Raw genomic sequence first — 13,681 nt, forward strand, 5'->3', positions numbered from 1 at the left:
CACTTTGGCACGCCGATGCCGTTTCAGGCCGCCGGCAGCACGGCCGCCACGCCGCCGCTGCTACGCCTTTTTCGCATAGGCGCTGCACCAGCCTTTGGCATTGACCTGCTTGCCGCTGAAAATGGTGCACGGCGCCATCGCGGCGCCGGTCTTGCCCTGGAAGAACTGGCAGCTCGCACAAGCCTGGCCCGCCTGGAATTGAGGGAACTTCGCGTGGTCGACCCGGCTTGCATCGGTCTTGTAACCGAGAGCCTGGGCATTTGCATCGGATTCCTGAACGGCACCGGCATCTGCCGCCGCCGCGCGGCGTCCAAATGTCAGCGCGGATGCCAGAACGGTGGTGGTTGCAATAAAACGTCGGCGTGAAAATTTCATGGCGTCCTCCTTCATGTGCGAAGCGCTCGTCGCGTGACGAACGGGCGGCGAAGGGATCAGTGGAAGAAGAGCTCCCGCATGCCGAACGTGTGATGCGCTTCGGCCGCCATCAGCACCATCAGCACCAGCAGGCACAGGGGCGGTATCAGGATGGCGTACACCAGCGCCAGCCGCTCCCACATCATGTGCATGAAAATCGATACGATCAGCCCGGCCTTGGCGATCATGAGCACGACGATCAGCACCCAGCGCAGCAGGCCCTGCACGTGGAAGTAATCCACCATGTACGACAACGTGCTCAGCACGAACAGCAGGCCCCAGATCTTCAGGTAAAGGCCGATCGGATGCTGCTGGCCGTGCGCGGCGTCGGGTCGATCGGCGGGATCGGTGTGGTCCATGGCGTGCCTCACCACAAATAGAACAGCGCGAAGATGAACACCCACACCAGGTCGACGAAGTGCCAGTACAAGCCGGCGATCTCGACGATCTGGAAGTTGCCGTGCTCGGTAAACCCCGGCTGCAGGATCTTGCGCGCGATCAGCAGCAGGTAGATCACGCCGCAGGTCACGTGAAAGCCGTGGAACCCGGTGATCATGAAGAAGCACGCGCCAAACTGCGCCGCGCCCAGCGGGTTGCCCCACGGGCGGATCCCTTCATGGACGATCAGCTTGGTCCATTCGAAGGCCTGCATCGACACGAATGTCGCGCCCAGCAGCGCGGTGGCCAGCAACAGGGCGGCGGCGCGCCTGGCGTTGCGCCGGTAGCCGAAGTTGACGGCCATCGCCATGGTGCCGCTGCTGGTGATCAGCGTGAACGTCATGATGGCGATCAGCAGCAACGGCACGTCCACGCCGCCCACCGTGAGCCCGAACACCTTGGAGGGATCGGGCCACGGCACCGTGGTCGACATGCGCACCGACATGTAGCCGATCAGGAAGCTGCTGAAGACGAAGGTGTCAGACAGCAGGAAGATCCACATCATCGCCTTGCCCCACGGCACCTTGAAGGCTTCGCGGTCGGCCGACCAGTCCGTGACGATGCCGCGCCAGCCGTCGGGCCCGGCGTCGGTGGGCGGGGTGTCGGCGGATTCGGTGGGAAGCGTGGGTGCGGTCATGGCGCGGCTCCATACAGCGGCCCGCAGATGGCCGCGACGAACGCAGGGGTGAGCCACCACATCGCCGCCAGCAGCACGAGCCAGACAGCCAGCAGGAAATGCCAGTAGATCGCGCACAGCGCGATGGCGCGCTGGGCCCGGAACGGGGCCGCGTGCCGGAGACGCGCGATCGTCACGGCCCAGGCCGCCAGCCCGCCCAGCACATGCAATCCGTGCAGGCCGGTGAGCAGGTAGAGGAAGCTGTTGGAAGGATTGACGGTGACGGTCTGCCCGGCTTCCGACAGCATGCGCCAGGCGACCAGTTGCCCGATCACGAACACGGCCGCCAGCACGCCGCCGGACGCGAGCCACGCGACGCGGTGCAAGGTCAGCTGCCGGGCACGCTGCATGGCGACGCTTGCCAGCACCAGCGCACCGGTGTTCCACCACAGCAGCGCCGGATGCGGGATCGGCTGCCAGTCGGGCTCGCGCATGCGCATGCCATAAGCGAGCAGCAGCAGCGAAAACAACGTCGTCGCCACCGCCATGAAGACCATCAGGCCGATGCGGCTCGCATTCGGCAGGACCGGTGGCGCGTCGGGAACGTAAGGGCGGGGCAGTGTGGTCATTCGCGTGCCTCTCCGGGTTGAAGCGTCGGATGGGCCGCCGGCTCGGGCGCCGTCGCAGGCGGCTGGTTTTGCGGGACGAAGTCTTCCTTGTGCCCCGGCGGGCTGTATTCGTAAGCCCAGCGGTAGACGACGGGCAGCGCGGCGCCCCAGTTGCCGTGCACGGGCGGCGTTTGCGGCGTCTGCCATTCGAGCGTGGTGGCCCGCCACGGATTGCCGTCGGCGCGCTTGCCGCGCACGAGGCTCCACGCCAGGTTGTACAGGAACAGCAGCTGCGCCGCCGCAACGATCAGCGCAACGACGGTGATGAACGTGTTGAGCGTCTGCGCCGAATGGGGAATGAAGCTGTAGCCCTCGTACGCGTAATACCGCCGCGGCATGCCCAGGACGCCGAGATAGTGCATCGGGAAGTAGATCGCATAGGTGCCGACGAAGGTGATCCAGAAGTGCGCGCGCCCGAGCGTATCGTTCAGCATGCGGCCCGTCACCTTCGGATACCAGTGGTAGATGCCGCCGAACACCACCAGGATCGGCGACACGGCCATCACCATATGGAAGTGCGCGACCACGAAGTACGTGTTCGACAGCGGAATGTCCACGCTCACGTTGCCGAGATAGAGCCCGGTCAGCCCACCCAGCACGAAGGTGCTGATGAAGCCGATGGCGAACAGCATCGGCACGGTCAGGTGGATATCGCCGCGCCACAGCGTCAGCACCCAGTTGTAGACCTTGAGCGCGGTCGGGATGGCGATGATGAGCGTGGTCGTGGCAAAGAAGAAGCCGAAGTACGGATTCATGCCGGCGACGAACATGTGGTGAGCCCAGACCACGAAGCTCAGCGCGCCGATGACGACGATGGCCCACACCATCATCCGGTAGCCGAAGATGCTCTTGCGCGCGTGCGTGCTGATGAGGTCCGACGCGATGCCGAAGGCCGGCAGCGCGACGATGTAGACCTCCGGATGCCCGAAGAACCAGAACAGGTGCTGGAACAGCAGCGGGCTGCCGCCGGCATGCTTGAGCGTCTGCCCCATCGACACCACGGCCGGTATGAAGAAGCTGGTGCCGAGTATCCTGTCGAGCAGCATCATCACCGCCGACACGAACAGCGCCGGAAACGCCAGCAGCGCCATGATGGTCGCGATGAAGATGCCCCACACCGTGAGCGGCATGCGCATGAGCGTCATGCCGCGGGTGCGCGCCTGCAGCGTGGTGGTGACGTAATTCAGGCCGCCCATCGTTGCCGCGACGATGAAGATCGCCAGCGACACGAGCATCAGCACGATGCCCCATTCCACGCCCGGCGTGCCCGGCAGGATGGCCTGCGGCGGATACAGCGTCCAGCCCGCGCCGGTCGGCCCGCCCGGCACGAAGAAGCTCGCCGTCAGCACCAGCACGGCCAGCAGGTAGACCCAGTAGCTCAGCATGTTGAGAAACGGGAACACCATGTCGCGCGCGCCCAGCATCAACGGGATCAGGTAGTTGCCGAAGCCGCCCAGAAACAGCGCCGTCAGCAGGTAGATCACCATGATCATCCCGTGCATGGTGACGAACTGGTAGTAATGGTTGGCGTCGATGAAGCTGAACTTGCCGGGAAAGCCGAGCTGCAGCCGCATCAGGTCCGACAACACCAGGCCGACCAGGCCGATGGCGATGGCCGTCAGCGCATACTGCACGGCGATGACCTTGTGGTCCTGGCTCCAGACATAGCGGGTCCAGAAGCTTTGCGGGACGTGGTCGGTGTGCGCGTAGGGCATTGCGTGCTCCGCTGGGGATTCGCTAGGGATTCGTTGCGCTGCTGGCGGCCGGACCGCCTAGCGACTTGATGTAGGCCACCAGCGCGGTCAGTTCCTGCTCGCTCAGGTCGAAGGTCGGCATGACGGGCGAGAAGCCCTTCACGACGCGGGCCTTCGGGTCGCGGATGAAGGCGCGCAGATAGGCTTCGTCCACCTTCGCGGTGCTGCCGTCGGCCATCGTTTCGGTCTTGCCGTACAGGCCTTTCCAGGTGGGGCCCACGCGCGGACTGCCGTCCACGGTATGGCAGGCGACGCAGCCCTTGGCCGCCGCGAGCGTCTTGCCCTGGTCGGCAAGCGCCTGGGCGCTGCCGCCGGTAGCGGCTGCTGCCGCCTGCACCCTGGCCTGCTGCCGCTGCGCGAACGTGGTCTGCTGCGCGAGCCAGCGCGAGAACGATGCTTCGTCTTCCACCACCACCACACCGCGCATGCCGGAGTGCCCGATACCGCAAAGCTGTGCGCACAGGATGTCGTAACGCCCCGCCTTGGTCGGCGTGAACCAGAAGGTGGTCACCATGCCGGGCACCATGTTCATGCGCGCACGGAACGGCGGGACGTAGAAGTCGTGCAGCACGTCGCGCGACCGTGCCAGGACCTGGATCGGCCGGTTGAGCGGCAGGTGTACCTCGGGCGCCTCGATCAGGTAGTTGTCACGGCCGTTGGGGTCGCCGGGGTTCAGGCCGAAGGGGTTGTCGTTGCCGATGTAGCGTACGTCCGTCGTGCCCAGCTTGCCGCCGGGGCCGGCGAAGCGGAAGCGCCATTGCCATTGCTGGCCGAGCACCTCCATCTGCAGCACGTTGCGCGGCGGCCGGATGTAGTCCGCGTAGACGAAGAGCCCCGGTGCCAGCAACGCCGCCACGCCGACAGCGGTCAGGCCGATCAGCCACCATTCCAGCCGCCTGTTGTGCGGCTCGTAGGCCGCGCGATGCCCGCTGCGGTGGCGGTAGCGCACCAGTGCGATCACGATGAACAGGTTGATCGCGATGAAGAACGCGCCGGTAATGACGAGCGTGATCGTCAGCATGTCGTCCATGCGCACCCAGTTCGACGCGATCGGCGTGATCCACCAGGGACTGGCAAAGTGAAACCCCACCGCCAATACGATGATCAGGATCAGGGCAATCGCAAGGGCCATGGGCCGCCTCGCTGCGTGTCACTCGCCGGAGCCGCCGACAAGCGCTCCTGACGTCGTTGTGCCGCCTTGCCGTACTTCGTATGGTTGTTTTCGCCGGCAGTCTGCCAGGTCCGATTCGCCAAGCGTTGCAAGCGGCGCTAAAGAAAAGGTAGTCCTCTCCTTTGCATCGTGCAAGGCAGCGCAACGGGGCGGCGCGCGCCATACGCACATCGCGCGAATGGAGGAGCCGCATCGCTGCGATGCAATGCAAAACGGCCGCCTTCCGCATCGGTTGTCGAGGCGGCTGTCCCGCGAGGGCGCCGGGTCTTTAAGCACGGCAGAAAAAACGGCGTGTCAGTGCATCGCTTCCTGCTTGCGCCGTTCGAGCATGCCGTAGACGACGGCGGTGACCACACCGAACAACAGGTTTGCCAACAAGGGTCCGGAGCCCCGCTCCGAGATGAACCATGGGAACACGGCTGTCATCACATAGAAGTTCCACACATACGCGACGATCCCGAAAGCCAGCCCGATGACGGCCTCCATGCCCACGCTCGAATCGAAGCGGAACGGCGCAATGATCGCGGCGAGCATCATCCCCATGATGGCGCCGAGCACGTAGTGCAGTAACAGCGCCGTCCCCACGATGCCGAAGCTGAAGACCGACATCTGTTCGAGCGCACTGCGGCCCATCACCATTGCCGCGATCTTGTGGGTCGGTTGCCACGGGCTTTCGTCGAGCACCATGGTCGACCAGAAGAGTTCGAGCACGATCACCAGGGCGCCGCCCGCAAGACCGGCCACGGCAGCAGCGAGCCAGTCGGGCCTGCGCCGTTGCCAATGGTGCGATTGAATGTTCAGTTCCATACGACCTCCTTGCCGACGGTTCAGCTTCAGCACTCAGGTTCAGAAGGCGCCACTCGCGTCAAAAGTACGTCCTTTATTCGATTCAGAATGGCAGATATGGGTGCCAACGCAAGGTACAAAAACCCTGCGCGATGGGTGGCACGACGGCGTTCCGCTCGGAGTTCGGCATCGGTGTGTCGGCAGGCGGGCAGTTGGCGCGCGGCAGCATGCCGCCCGTGGCCGCGGTTATGCGATAACGCGCTCGGCGATACGCATCGATGCGTTCTGGCGAGGGCGCCGGCGCGTGTCGGGAAAGGGAACGGAGAGTGTGGCGCCGCGCGATTGCGGGCGTCTGATTTGATGCAGCGCAAATAGGCACGGGATGTCACGGAACAGCCCCTTGTACCGGCGTGCCGGGGGCAGCGGGAGCACCCCGAAAATTCTCCCGCTTGAACGTATGCCGATTTCACACCGGCGTGAAGCCGACACGCTCGATGCAGAGACAGCCTCGAGTGTTGCGTATGCCGGTTTTCGAGTTTCAGGGGAAGATCGGTGTCGTAGGCTCGCCGCCTTCCAGATCCGCCTTCGGAAAATGCTGGGCGACCATCTCCTCGATTTCCTGCTCTCGTAATCCCGGCACGTCGGCCATGATCAGGATCTGGCCTTCCCGGATAGCTTCACGAAATCGCTGGAGTCGCGCGTTCGGCTCGGCGATGCCGATCATCGCGGCCGACCACGCCCCGAAGCCCGCTCCCGCCAACGTCAATGCGACGACGGCGCCGCCCGCGATCACGAGCTCCGCAGGGGGGAACACAAGCGCGACGAGACCGATAAGCGCGCCCGTCGCGCCGCCGAGTGCGACGCCGCGCTCGAGCGCGTGCACGACGTCGCTGCTTTGCAGCAAGGATGCTTCGGGTAACTGATCGAGCGTGACGCTGTGATTGGCGAGGACGTGGATATGGCGCCAGATGATGCGCGCGCGCAGCAAGTCGTCGACGATCGCCTTCGCCATCTGCGTATCGGGTACGAGGAAATAAAGGCGTCTCATGTTGGCACTCCTTTTTTTTGCCATCAGCTCATCTTCAACAGAGCATTTTCCATTTTATGTCAGCATCGGCCGCGCAGTACGTGCGAGCGTTGCGCCGCATACCCCAACTCATTACCTGCCGCAGCGAGTGCGTTGCACGGCCAGGCGACCCTGGGTCGCTCCTGCGGTGATCGTTGCTTCCATGCACGCGATGAATCGCGGGTAGCCGGTCTCCACGTCATCGGAAGAATCACCCCCGTTCTCGGGCCTATGCGAGCGCGGCTTCGGCGGTCGATGTGTGCCGACCTTGCCAAAGACGAGCGCTGTCTTTGAGGCCCGGCTCGGGAACGGCTCGCGCACGGCAAAGGTCGACTGCGGGTTGCCCCGGGCTTCGCATGAACGCGCACGGATTCGTCTACGCAGTCATCGGCAAGAAGCCTGGTGTTTCCACCTACCCGGCAACGAACATTCTGTTGCTCGATCGGCGGGCGGTGGCGGATACGCATATCAACGATGATCCGAACGCGGAACGGACTGAGGCGTTCGCCGGTGCGTCGGATGGGGACTATGGCGGCGTTGACGGTGATTGAAACCAGCCGCATACGTTTGCGTGATCGAGCGTCGGAAGCAGGGCGGCGACGGGTTCGCGAGGCATCCATAGCCGAATCCCGCTGGTGACGGGTTTCACTATTCGGCCGCCTTGTGAACCAATGTTGTTGGGTATTCGTTTAGGGATGCTGGACATTTCTTCCGGAGGCATCGCGTCGCAACTTCTCCTGCGTGATGCATCGCCTCGCGATGTTCCGGAGCCATTTCTGTCGATATCGTCCGATAATTAGCTTTTATTTTCGTCTAAAATCGCGCTTCTTCTTACTTTAGGACGGAAGGACGTTTTGAAAAGACTGACGAAAAACATCTCGCGCACGGCCGTTGCCGCGTGCATTGCTTATGCTGGGCTCTTGCCTTTATCCCAGTCCGCCCAAGCTCAGGTCGAACCCCTGAAGAATCCGGTCTACGGCGTGACGCTCGATGATCTGACGAAACTCGATGCGATCATCGCGTCGCTGCAGAACCTGCCGTACCGGCCGACGGTGCGCGTCGTGTTCGATCCGGATACGCCGGCCTCGGACTACTACGCACCGCTGCTGCGCCTGCACTCGGTCGCGTATGTGATGGGCGAGATCTACGATTCTTACTATTTCCCGACGACGCTCTCCACGTATCAAGCGAGAACGCAGGAATTGGTGTCGCAACTGAAGAACACCGTCGACGTGTGGGAGATCGCCAACGAAATCAACGGCGAATGGCTGCGCAACAACCCGAGCGGTACGAACTCGGTGGTCAATTCGCAAGAACAGCAGATCGGCCAGATGGTCGCCGCGGCCAACACGATCGTGAAATCGAACGGCGGCAAGACTGCGATCACGCTGTACTACAACGACGACAGCAAGGGTACCAACTGCTGGGAGAAACCCCAGGATTACTGGAAGACCTGGCCGATGAACTTCCTGTCGTCGACGGTTCGCCAGCAGGCCGACTACGCGTTGTTCAGCTACTACCCGTACCAGGATTGCCCGGGGCTGAGCCCGTCGTGGAAGAACGATTTCGCGGCACTGGAAAGCATTTTCCCGAACGCGAAGGTCGGCTTCGGCGAAATCGGTACGTCGGATACCGCCGCGCCGGCGTCGGTGCAGCAGAACCTGATCAAAACCTATTACCCGATGGTCAACACCATGAACGACCCGCGTTTCATCGGCGGTTTCTTCTGGTGGAACTACGTCGAACAAATGCTCCCGTACTCGACGAGTTCGTATTTCCAGCTGCTGCGTCAAACGATCATCACGCTTAAGTCACCCAGCTAATTGCGCCATCCGCGCGTAAGCGTCAGCGTCGCAGGTTAAAACCACAAAGTTGCGCGTACCACGAGACCACGTGCGCGTACCGCTGACGTCAACGCAAACCTGTATTGCACCGTGACATCCAGATAGCTTGCCGGCGCGCTATACCTGCCTTCGCGAAACCAGTACCGGAACTGGATGCCGGGCCCCACACCGATCGCCGTCTTGTCCGGCTGGCGGTTGTCGTGATCGCCGGCCACCGCGGCATGCGGATAGACGGTCAGCCGATCGCTGAGCGCCGTCAAACGCCAGGTGTGCCCGTAACGCAACTCCGAATAGATGATGTATCGGCCTGCCTTGATGAAGTACGCACCTTCGACATAGGCCTGCCAGCTACGCCAGCTCGGTTCGGTGACCCGCAGGTCGGTCCCCGCTTCCGACGAATAGCCCAGGCGCATCAGCCAGTCCGTCATCGACAGGCTGCCGACGTGGAACAGCCGCTCGGCGGTCATCACCACGTTCTGGTCGGGTATCGGCTTGTAGCGCACCCCCACCGAACCCTGCACGGTCGGCATGCCGGTCACGTTGCCGCTTCCGTCGTATGCCGTGCCGTATCCGCGCACGAAGAACTGGAGAATGCGTCCGTTCTGGTAGCCGATCTTCGGTGGCTGCCAGTACGCTTCGATACCCGGCTGCAACACGCTGATGGTGCCTTGCGGGCCGAACGCGGCCGACTGGTAGGGCGCGCTCAGCACGAAGCCCCAGGTGCGCTGAAGTTGCTCGACTTCTCGCCGATAGCCGAACTTGTGCTGCGCATCGAACTTGTGTTCGTTTTCATCGGCGTCGAGACTGTGCTCGAACAGTTCGACGGACTGCTCGTTCAAGCCGATACGCTTGGCGGCATAACCTGCGTCCGCGTAGTTCATCGCGTTGCCGGCTCCGCCGTCGAAACCCTCCTGGAACGCGTCGAGCGCCTCGCGATCCTTGTGTTCCCGCAGCAGGTCATAGGCCTGCTGCAACTTCTGTGTCGCGGTATCGTCCACCGGTATTTGCGGCGCCTGCTCGGGTTGCTGGGCCTGCGTCACGATCGACGCGGCCATCTTCCGCTCGGCGTCCGTCGTCGCGTCGCGGGCGGCAAGATCCGCCACGCGGATCGCGCTTTCGCGATCGCCCGACATCAAGCTCAACTGCGCGATACGCAACTGAACCGCGGCCGATTTTTCATCTGCCAGCGGCGCCAGTGCAATGCCGGCGTCATGCGGGCGATGCGCCGCGAGCGCACTGTCCGACCATGCGAGACGCAGGTTGCGCTGTTGCTCCTTGCTCCATTTTCCCGTCGCGACGGCGGCCGAGAAATCGCTGCACGCCACGTCGTAGCGCTGTTGCCGCTGCGCCAGGTAGCCATGCTCGGCCCGTACCGCGGCGCTTCTCGGAAAACGAACGCTTAGCGATTCCACCATGGCGTCCGCTTCGTCGATTTTTCCTTCACGCTTGAATACATCGAGGAGCAGCAACCCGAGCTGTTCGCTTCCGGGCTGAATCTTGAGGGCGCGCTGTGCATACTCTTCCGCGCGGGGCAGGTCGCCGGCACTGATTGCCTTGTATGCGCCATCGGCGAGCCGATAAGCCTTGGGAGCGAGCGGCTGCGTGGCGTATGCGGGGGCCTGCCAGGCCAACGATACGGCGATCGCCAATGCGCTCAATCGCGCGCAGCGCGCGAGGCCGACCGCGATCGGGAGTCTGGAGCGTTTCATGCCTGTTCTCCCGACGGCTTTTGCATTGGAGAAACCTGCGACGTTGCATCGTCGCCGTCGCGTGCTCGCGCGAGTTCGACGAAGCGCGAGTGTCGGGCGAGTTCGGCCGCAATCTCCGTATCGCAGGCAATGAAATACGCAACGTTCGTCCTGGCGCCGCGCCGCACGACATCCTGTTCGTCTTGCGTGAGCGGCCGCCCGACCGCCACATTCAACGTTCCGTCGTCCGCGGTCGAAAACGGTACGGCCCGATACGTGTACTGCAGTTCGAATGCCAGCGAATCCGCGAAATGGCCGACCGCCACATTGCCGAGGCTTACCCGCGGGAGTTCCGCCTGTTCCGCGATCGCATCCGCCAGCGATTCGGTGGAGATCGCACTGCCTTCGATCAACAGTTCGCCGAGCCGCTTGCCGCATGTCAGCTGTCTCTCCAGGCTTGCCTGCAATTGCTCCAGTGAGACCACGCCCCAACCGACCAGGATCTCGCCAATCTTGCGGCGTACTTTTCCGAGCTGTTCGTTCGACAGGTAGGTATGGCTGGTCTTGTCCCAGGCGATCGGCTTGCCGCTTGCGAGGTGGCCGAGATAGATGCGCCACGCGCGGCAAACCGCGTAGAAATTGATCAGGTTGTTGACGAACATCCGCGGAATCGAGAGCAGCCCCTGGACGGGGCCGTTCAGCTTGCTGACAAAGTAGTAGCGCTGCCCGGCGCGGGCAAACAGCATGACGGTGTTCACCCAGAGCAGCGGGGCTATCCATTCGCTCGCCGTGACGAGCGGGGCGCTGACGGGGATGGCATGACCGAATTTCTGAAGGGCGGCTATCGCCAGGAAATTGATCAGTACACCGTAAGCAATCACTGAAAAAAGTGAGGTGACGATACCCTTGCGGTCATGGAAGAACATGTAGCGGGTGAGGAAATCGCCCTTCCAGCCGAGTTGCTCCCAGCCCTGAAAGGCGATGCCGAGGATCCATCGCGCACGCTGTCGATATGCGGTGCGAAATGTCTTTGGAAAATACTCGCGGGTGGCCAGCAGGTTTCGATTGGCGGCACTGCCTTTTGCGCGCTTGACCCCGGCATCCTGCGGGATATCCGAAAGCGGAAAGCGGGCAAAGGTTTCCTTCATGCCCAGGTCTCTCAACCGAAAGCTGAAGTCGTAGTCCTCGGTCAGCGAACTGGTGTTGAACGGACAGCCGCCGCTCTCCTTCATCGCCGCTTCGATGGCGCGCCTGCTGTAGCAGGACGCAACACCCGCGCCGGGGACGACGCCGGTCAGACGGGCTCGCGCCGGTACGTCCTTCTGGTGCGTTTCGCTGAAGTCGTCCATATAGCATCCGGCCACGAACTCGTTCCATTTCCGCGGCAATGACAGAACGGGGAGCTGGACCAGGTCGCTATCCGCAACTGCATGGCTGAGGTATTTGAGTTCGATCGGATGGATGACATCTTCGCAGTCGTGCATGACGACGCCCGCGAACTGAATATGATGCGTTTCTTCGTAGCGCAGGATCGCTTCGATGATCCAGTTCAGGCAGTCCGCCTTGCAGGTCGGCCCATCGTTCATGACCGTTGCGCGCGTCACCCTGCCCGGATAACGGCGGACCATGCGTTCGACCTCCGCCGTGGTTTCGGCGTCGTTGTGATAGGTTCCGACGAAGATCACATATCGTTCGTATTCCATGGTCGCCAATGTGTTTTCAATCATTTTGGCAATCACGTCATACTCTTTCCACGCCGGCACCATGAGTGCCAGATAGCGCTCTTCCTCGGCGCGCAGCATGCCGATATCGATAGTCTGCGTTTTTTCGTGACGCAGAAACCGCCCGATTTCGAATGACCAATAGCAGGCGTCGAGCGTAAGGTCATCCAGTGTACTTACCAGGATGACGATCGCGGTAAAAATGGTGATAATGTTAAGTGCATATAAATATGCAATCCATATTGTGTTATCCATCATCTCCCCGCGATTTTGTCTTGTATGTGATTCTTCTCCCTCGCACCAACGCAAGACGAATATCTCTTCGCCCTCGTCGACCCCGTCACTCCCACTTCTCGGCTTGCGCCGCAAAAAATCCTGTCACTCGAAAAAGACTCCGTCAGCCTGGAGCTTTCTCGATGCGATCACGTCATATCGTTAAAGATGAAACGTGTTCAGTGGGTGACTTTTGAAAGTTGGTATTTGCCTTGCATACTTCCGTCTCCCGCCGGGATGGATCCTGCACCATTAATGCTTGCATCCACTCTCGATCCAGTTCCCCGCAGCGCTCCCTGCGCACCGTCGTTTCAGTCGTTTCAATACGCAGTTCATAAAGCAAGTCGCGCGCCATTGCCGCGCCGCCCTTGACCGTCCGGGCCTCTGCGGGGCGTCGCACAAGATCGACCCACCGAATCCGAGCCAAACGTTTCAATGCTGAAACACAAGGTCAATTGATCTGATGAAACGTAATCTGCAGACCTGCTGCCGCTCCCCGGCTGCCTCCGCCGGGAAATCGTCACGCGATTCCGGCGATCACCGGCCTCTCCGGTCGCCATGACATGTTCGAGTCATGCGAGTCGATTGCCGCGTCACCATGCGCGAAGCGTTGAGGGAACTGGTTTTCCCTGAATCGTCCGAACAGGCTTCACTTGTTTGTCAGATGACAGCCTCGAAAGCGGATACGTTGCACGCCTGAAACGTTTTTTCTAAACAATTTCGGATCGCCATGGCGCGCCGATTTGGGTGCCTAGATCCCGTGCCCATTTGCGACCGATGGTACGTTTCTAGCTTGAAAGGAAAGCAATCCCGTCCTGTATTTTTGTCTGGCATCAAGTGCGCAGGAAAAAATAACGACATAACGCCCTGATTATTAAATGGCACCAGCCGTGCTCGTTTCGTTAACGAGATGAATTTATTTTGCATATCAAAGGATGAAAATCATGATTTCTCATCGCAATCGATATTTTCAGAACGGACTGAGCACCGTTGGATCACTCGTCACATTAATCTCTGCGCTCGCCTTCGCCGTCGCTGTTCAGGATGCGAATGCGCAGGAGCAGGGCAATTCGTCTGCCGTAAAGATCAAGCCGCCTCCGTTACCCAACGGGTCCGCCCAGGTCAAGGTGAAGCCGGGTATGTCCGACGAGGAATGGGAGAAGGCATACAAGGAGACGGGGCGCCCCAAGTTCGACTTGAAATCGGTCAAGAAAGCCGGTGGCAACGTGCAACGCGACTAGG

Annotated in this window: 13 protein-coding genes; 3 read left to right on the forward strand and 10 right to left on the reverse strand. The window is 61.7% G+C overall.

The features are described 5' to 3' along the window. Nucleotides 1-60: 60 nt before the first annotated feature. The 8 genes from KVT39_RS09755 to KVT39_RS09790 form a co-directional block, all read right to left on the reverse strand. The gene (locus KVT39_RS09755) at nt 61-375 is read right to left on the reverse strand and encodes a high-potential iron-sulfur protein (RefSeq protein ID WP_105389802.1); all 315 of its coding nucleotides are present in this window, start codon (nt 373-375) and stop codon (nt 61-63) included. A gap of 56 nt (nt 376-431) precedes the next feature. After that, nucleotides 432-773 (reverse strand): cytochrome C oxidase subunit IV family protein, encoded by a 342-nt coding sequence (locus KVT39_RS09760; protein ID WP_034181991.1) that lies wholly within the window; start codon nt 771-773, stop codon nt 432-434. 8 nt (nt 774-781) lie between these two features. Then, complete coding sequence (locus KVT39_RS09765; protein ID WP_034181992.1) at nt 782-1,489, reverse strand: heme-copper oxidase subunit III family protein; 708 nt, start codon at nt 1,487-1,489, stop codon at nt 782-784. Further along, entirely contained in the window at nt 1,486-2,097 is a 612-nt protein-coding gene (locus KVT39_RS09770; protein ID WP_217588802.1) for a cytochrome c oxidase subunit 3, read from the reverse strand. Before KVT39_RS09770 ends, KVT39_RS09765 begins: the two co-directional genes overlap by 4 nt. Beyond that, complete coding sequence (gene ctaD / locus KVT39_RS09775; RefSeq protein ID WP_217588803.1) at nt 2,094-3,851, reverse strand: cytochrome c oxidase subunit I; 1,758 nt, start codon at nt 3,849-3,851, stop codon at nt 2,094-2,096. The genes KVT39_RS09770 and ctaD overlap by 4 nt, the downstream gene beginning before the upstream one ends. 22 nt (nt 3,852-3,873) lie before the next feature. Next, nucleotides 3,874-5,022, reverse strand: a complete 1,149-nt coding sequence (locus KVT39_RS09780) for a c-type cytochrome (protein WP_175746681.1) — start codon at nt 5,020-5,022, stop codon at nt 3,874-3,876. Between the two features lie 333 nt (nt 5,023-5,355). Next, complete coding sequence (locus tag KVT39_RS09785) at nt 5,356-5,868, reverse strand: hypothetical protein (protein WP_217588804.1); 513 nt, start codon at nt 5,866-5,868, stop codon at nt 5,356-5,358. 517 nt (nt 5,869-6,385) lie between these two features. Next, nucleotides 6,386-6,895, reverse strand: a complete 510-nt coding sequence (locus KVT39_RS09790; RefSeq protein WP_034181997.1) for a hypothetical protein — start codon at nt 6,893-6,895, stop codon at nt 6,386-6,388. A 374-nt stretch (nt 6,896-7,269) separates the two neighbouring features. Here KVT39_RS09790 and KVT39_RS09795 point away from each other — a divergent pair, with 374 nt between their 5' ends. Together KVT39_RS09795 and KVT39_RS09800 are read left to right on the forward strand one after the other, a co-directional pair. After that, the gene (locus KVT39_RS09795) at nt 7,270-7,464 is read left to right on the forward strand and encodes a hypothetical protein (RefSeq protein ID WP_217588805.1); all 195 of its coding nucleotides are present in this window, start codon (nt 7,270-7,272) and stop codon (nt 7,462-7,464) included. Nucleotides 7,465-7,815: 351 nt separating this feature from the next. Then, complete coding sequence (locus tag KVT39_RS09800) at nt 7,816-8,736, forward strand: hypothetical protein (protein ID WP_175747028.1); 921 nt, start codon at nt 7,816-7,818, stop codon at nt 8,734-8,736. Between the two features lie 35 nt (nt 8,737-8,771). Here KVT39_RS09800 and KVT39_RS09805 read toward each other — a convergent pair whose 3' ends face one another. Together KVT39_RS09805 and KVT39_RS09810 are read right to left on the reverse strand one after the other, a co-directional pair. Beyond that, nucleotides 8,772-10,466 (reverse strand): bacteriophage N4 adsorption protein A, encoded by a 1,695-nt coding sequence (locus KVT39_RS09805; protein ID WP_034182000.1) that lies wholly within the window; start codon nt 10,464-10,466, stop codon nt 8,772-8,774. Next, nucleotides 10,463-12,424 carry a glycosyl transferase family protein gene (locus KVT39_RS09810; protein ID WP_217588806.1) on the reverse strand — a complete coding sequence of 654 codons (1,962 nt, stop codon included), beginning with the start codon at nt 12,422-12,424 and terminating at the stop codon, nt 10,463-10,465. Before KVT39_RS09810 ends, KVT39_RS09805 begins: the two co-directional genes overlap by 4 nt. Before the next feature lie 950 nt (nt 12,425-13,374). Between KVT39_RS09810 and KVT39_RS09815 the strand changes: the two genes are divergently transcribed. Beyond that, nucleotides 13,375-13,680: a hypothetical protein gene (locus tag KVT39_RS09815; protein ID WP_254640409.1), complete on the forward strand. Its 306-nt coding sequence runs from the start codon at nt 13,375-13,377 to the stop codon at nt 13,678-13,680. The last annotated feature ends 1 nt before the right edge of the window (nt 13,681 follow it).

Origin of the sequence: Burkholderia sp. GbtcB21 (assembly GCF_019091065.1) — a bacterium.
GTDB lineage: Bacteria > Pseudomonadota > Gammaproteobacteria > Burkholderiales > Burkholderiaceae > Burkholderia > Burkholderia pyrrocinia_C.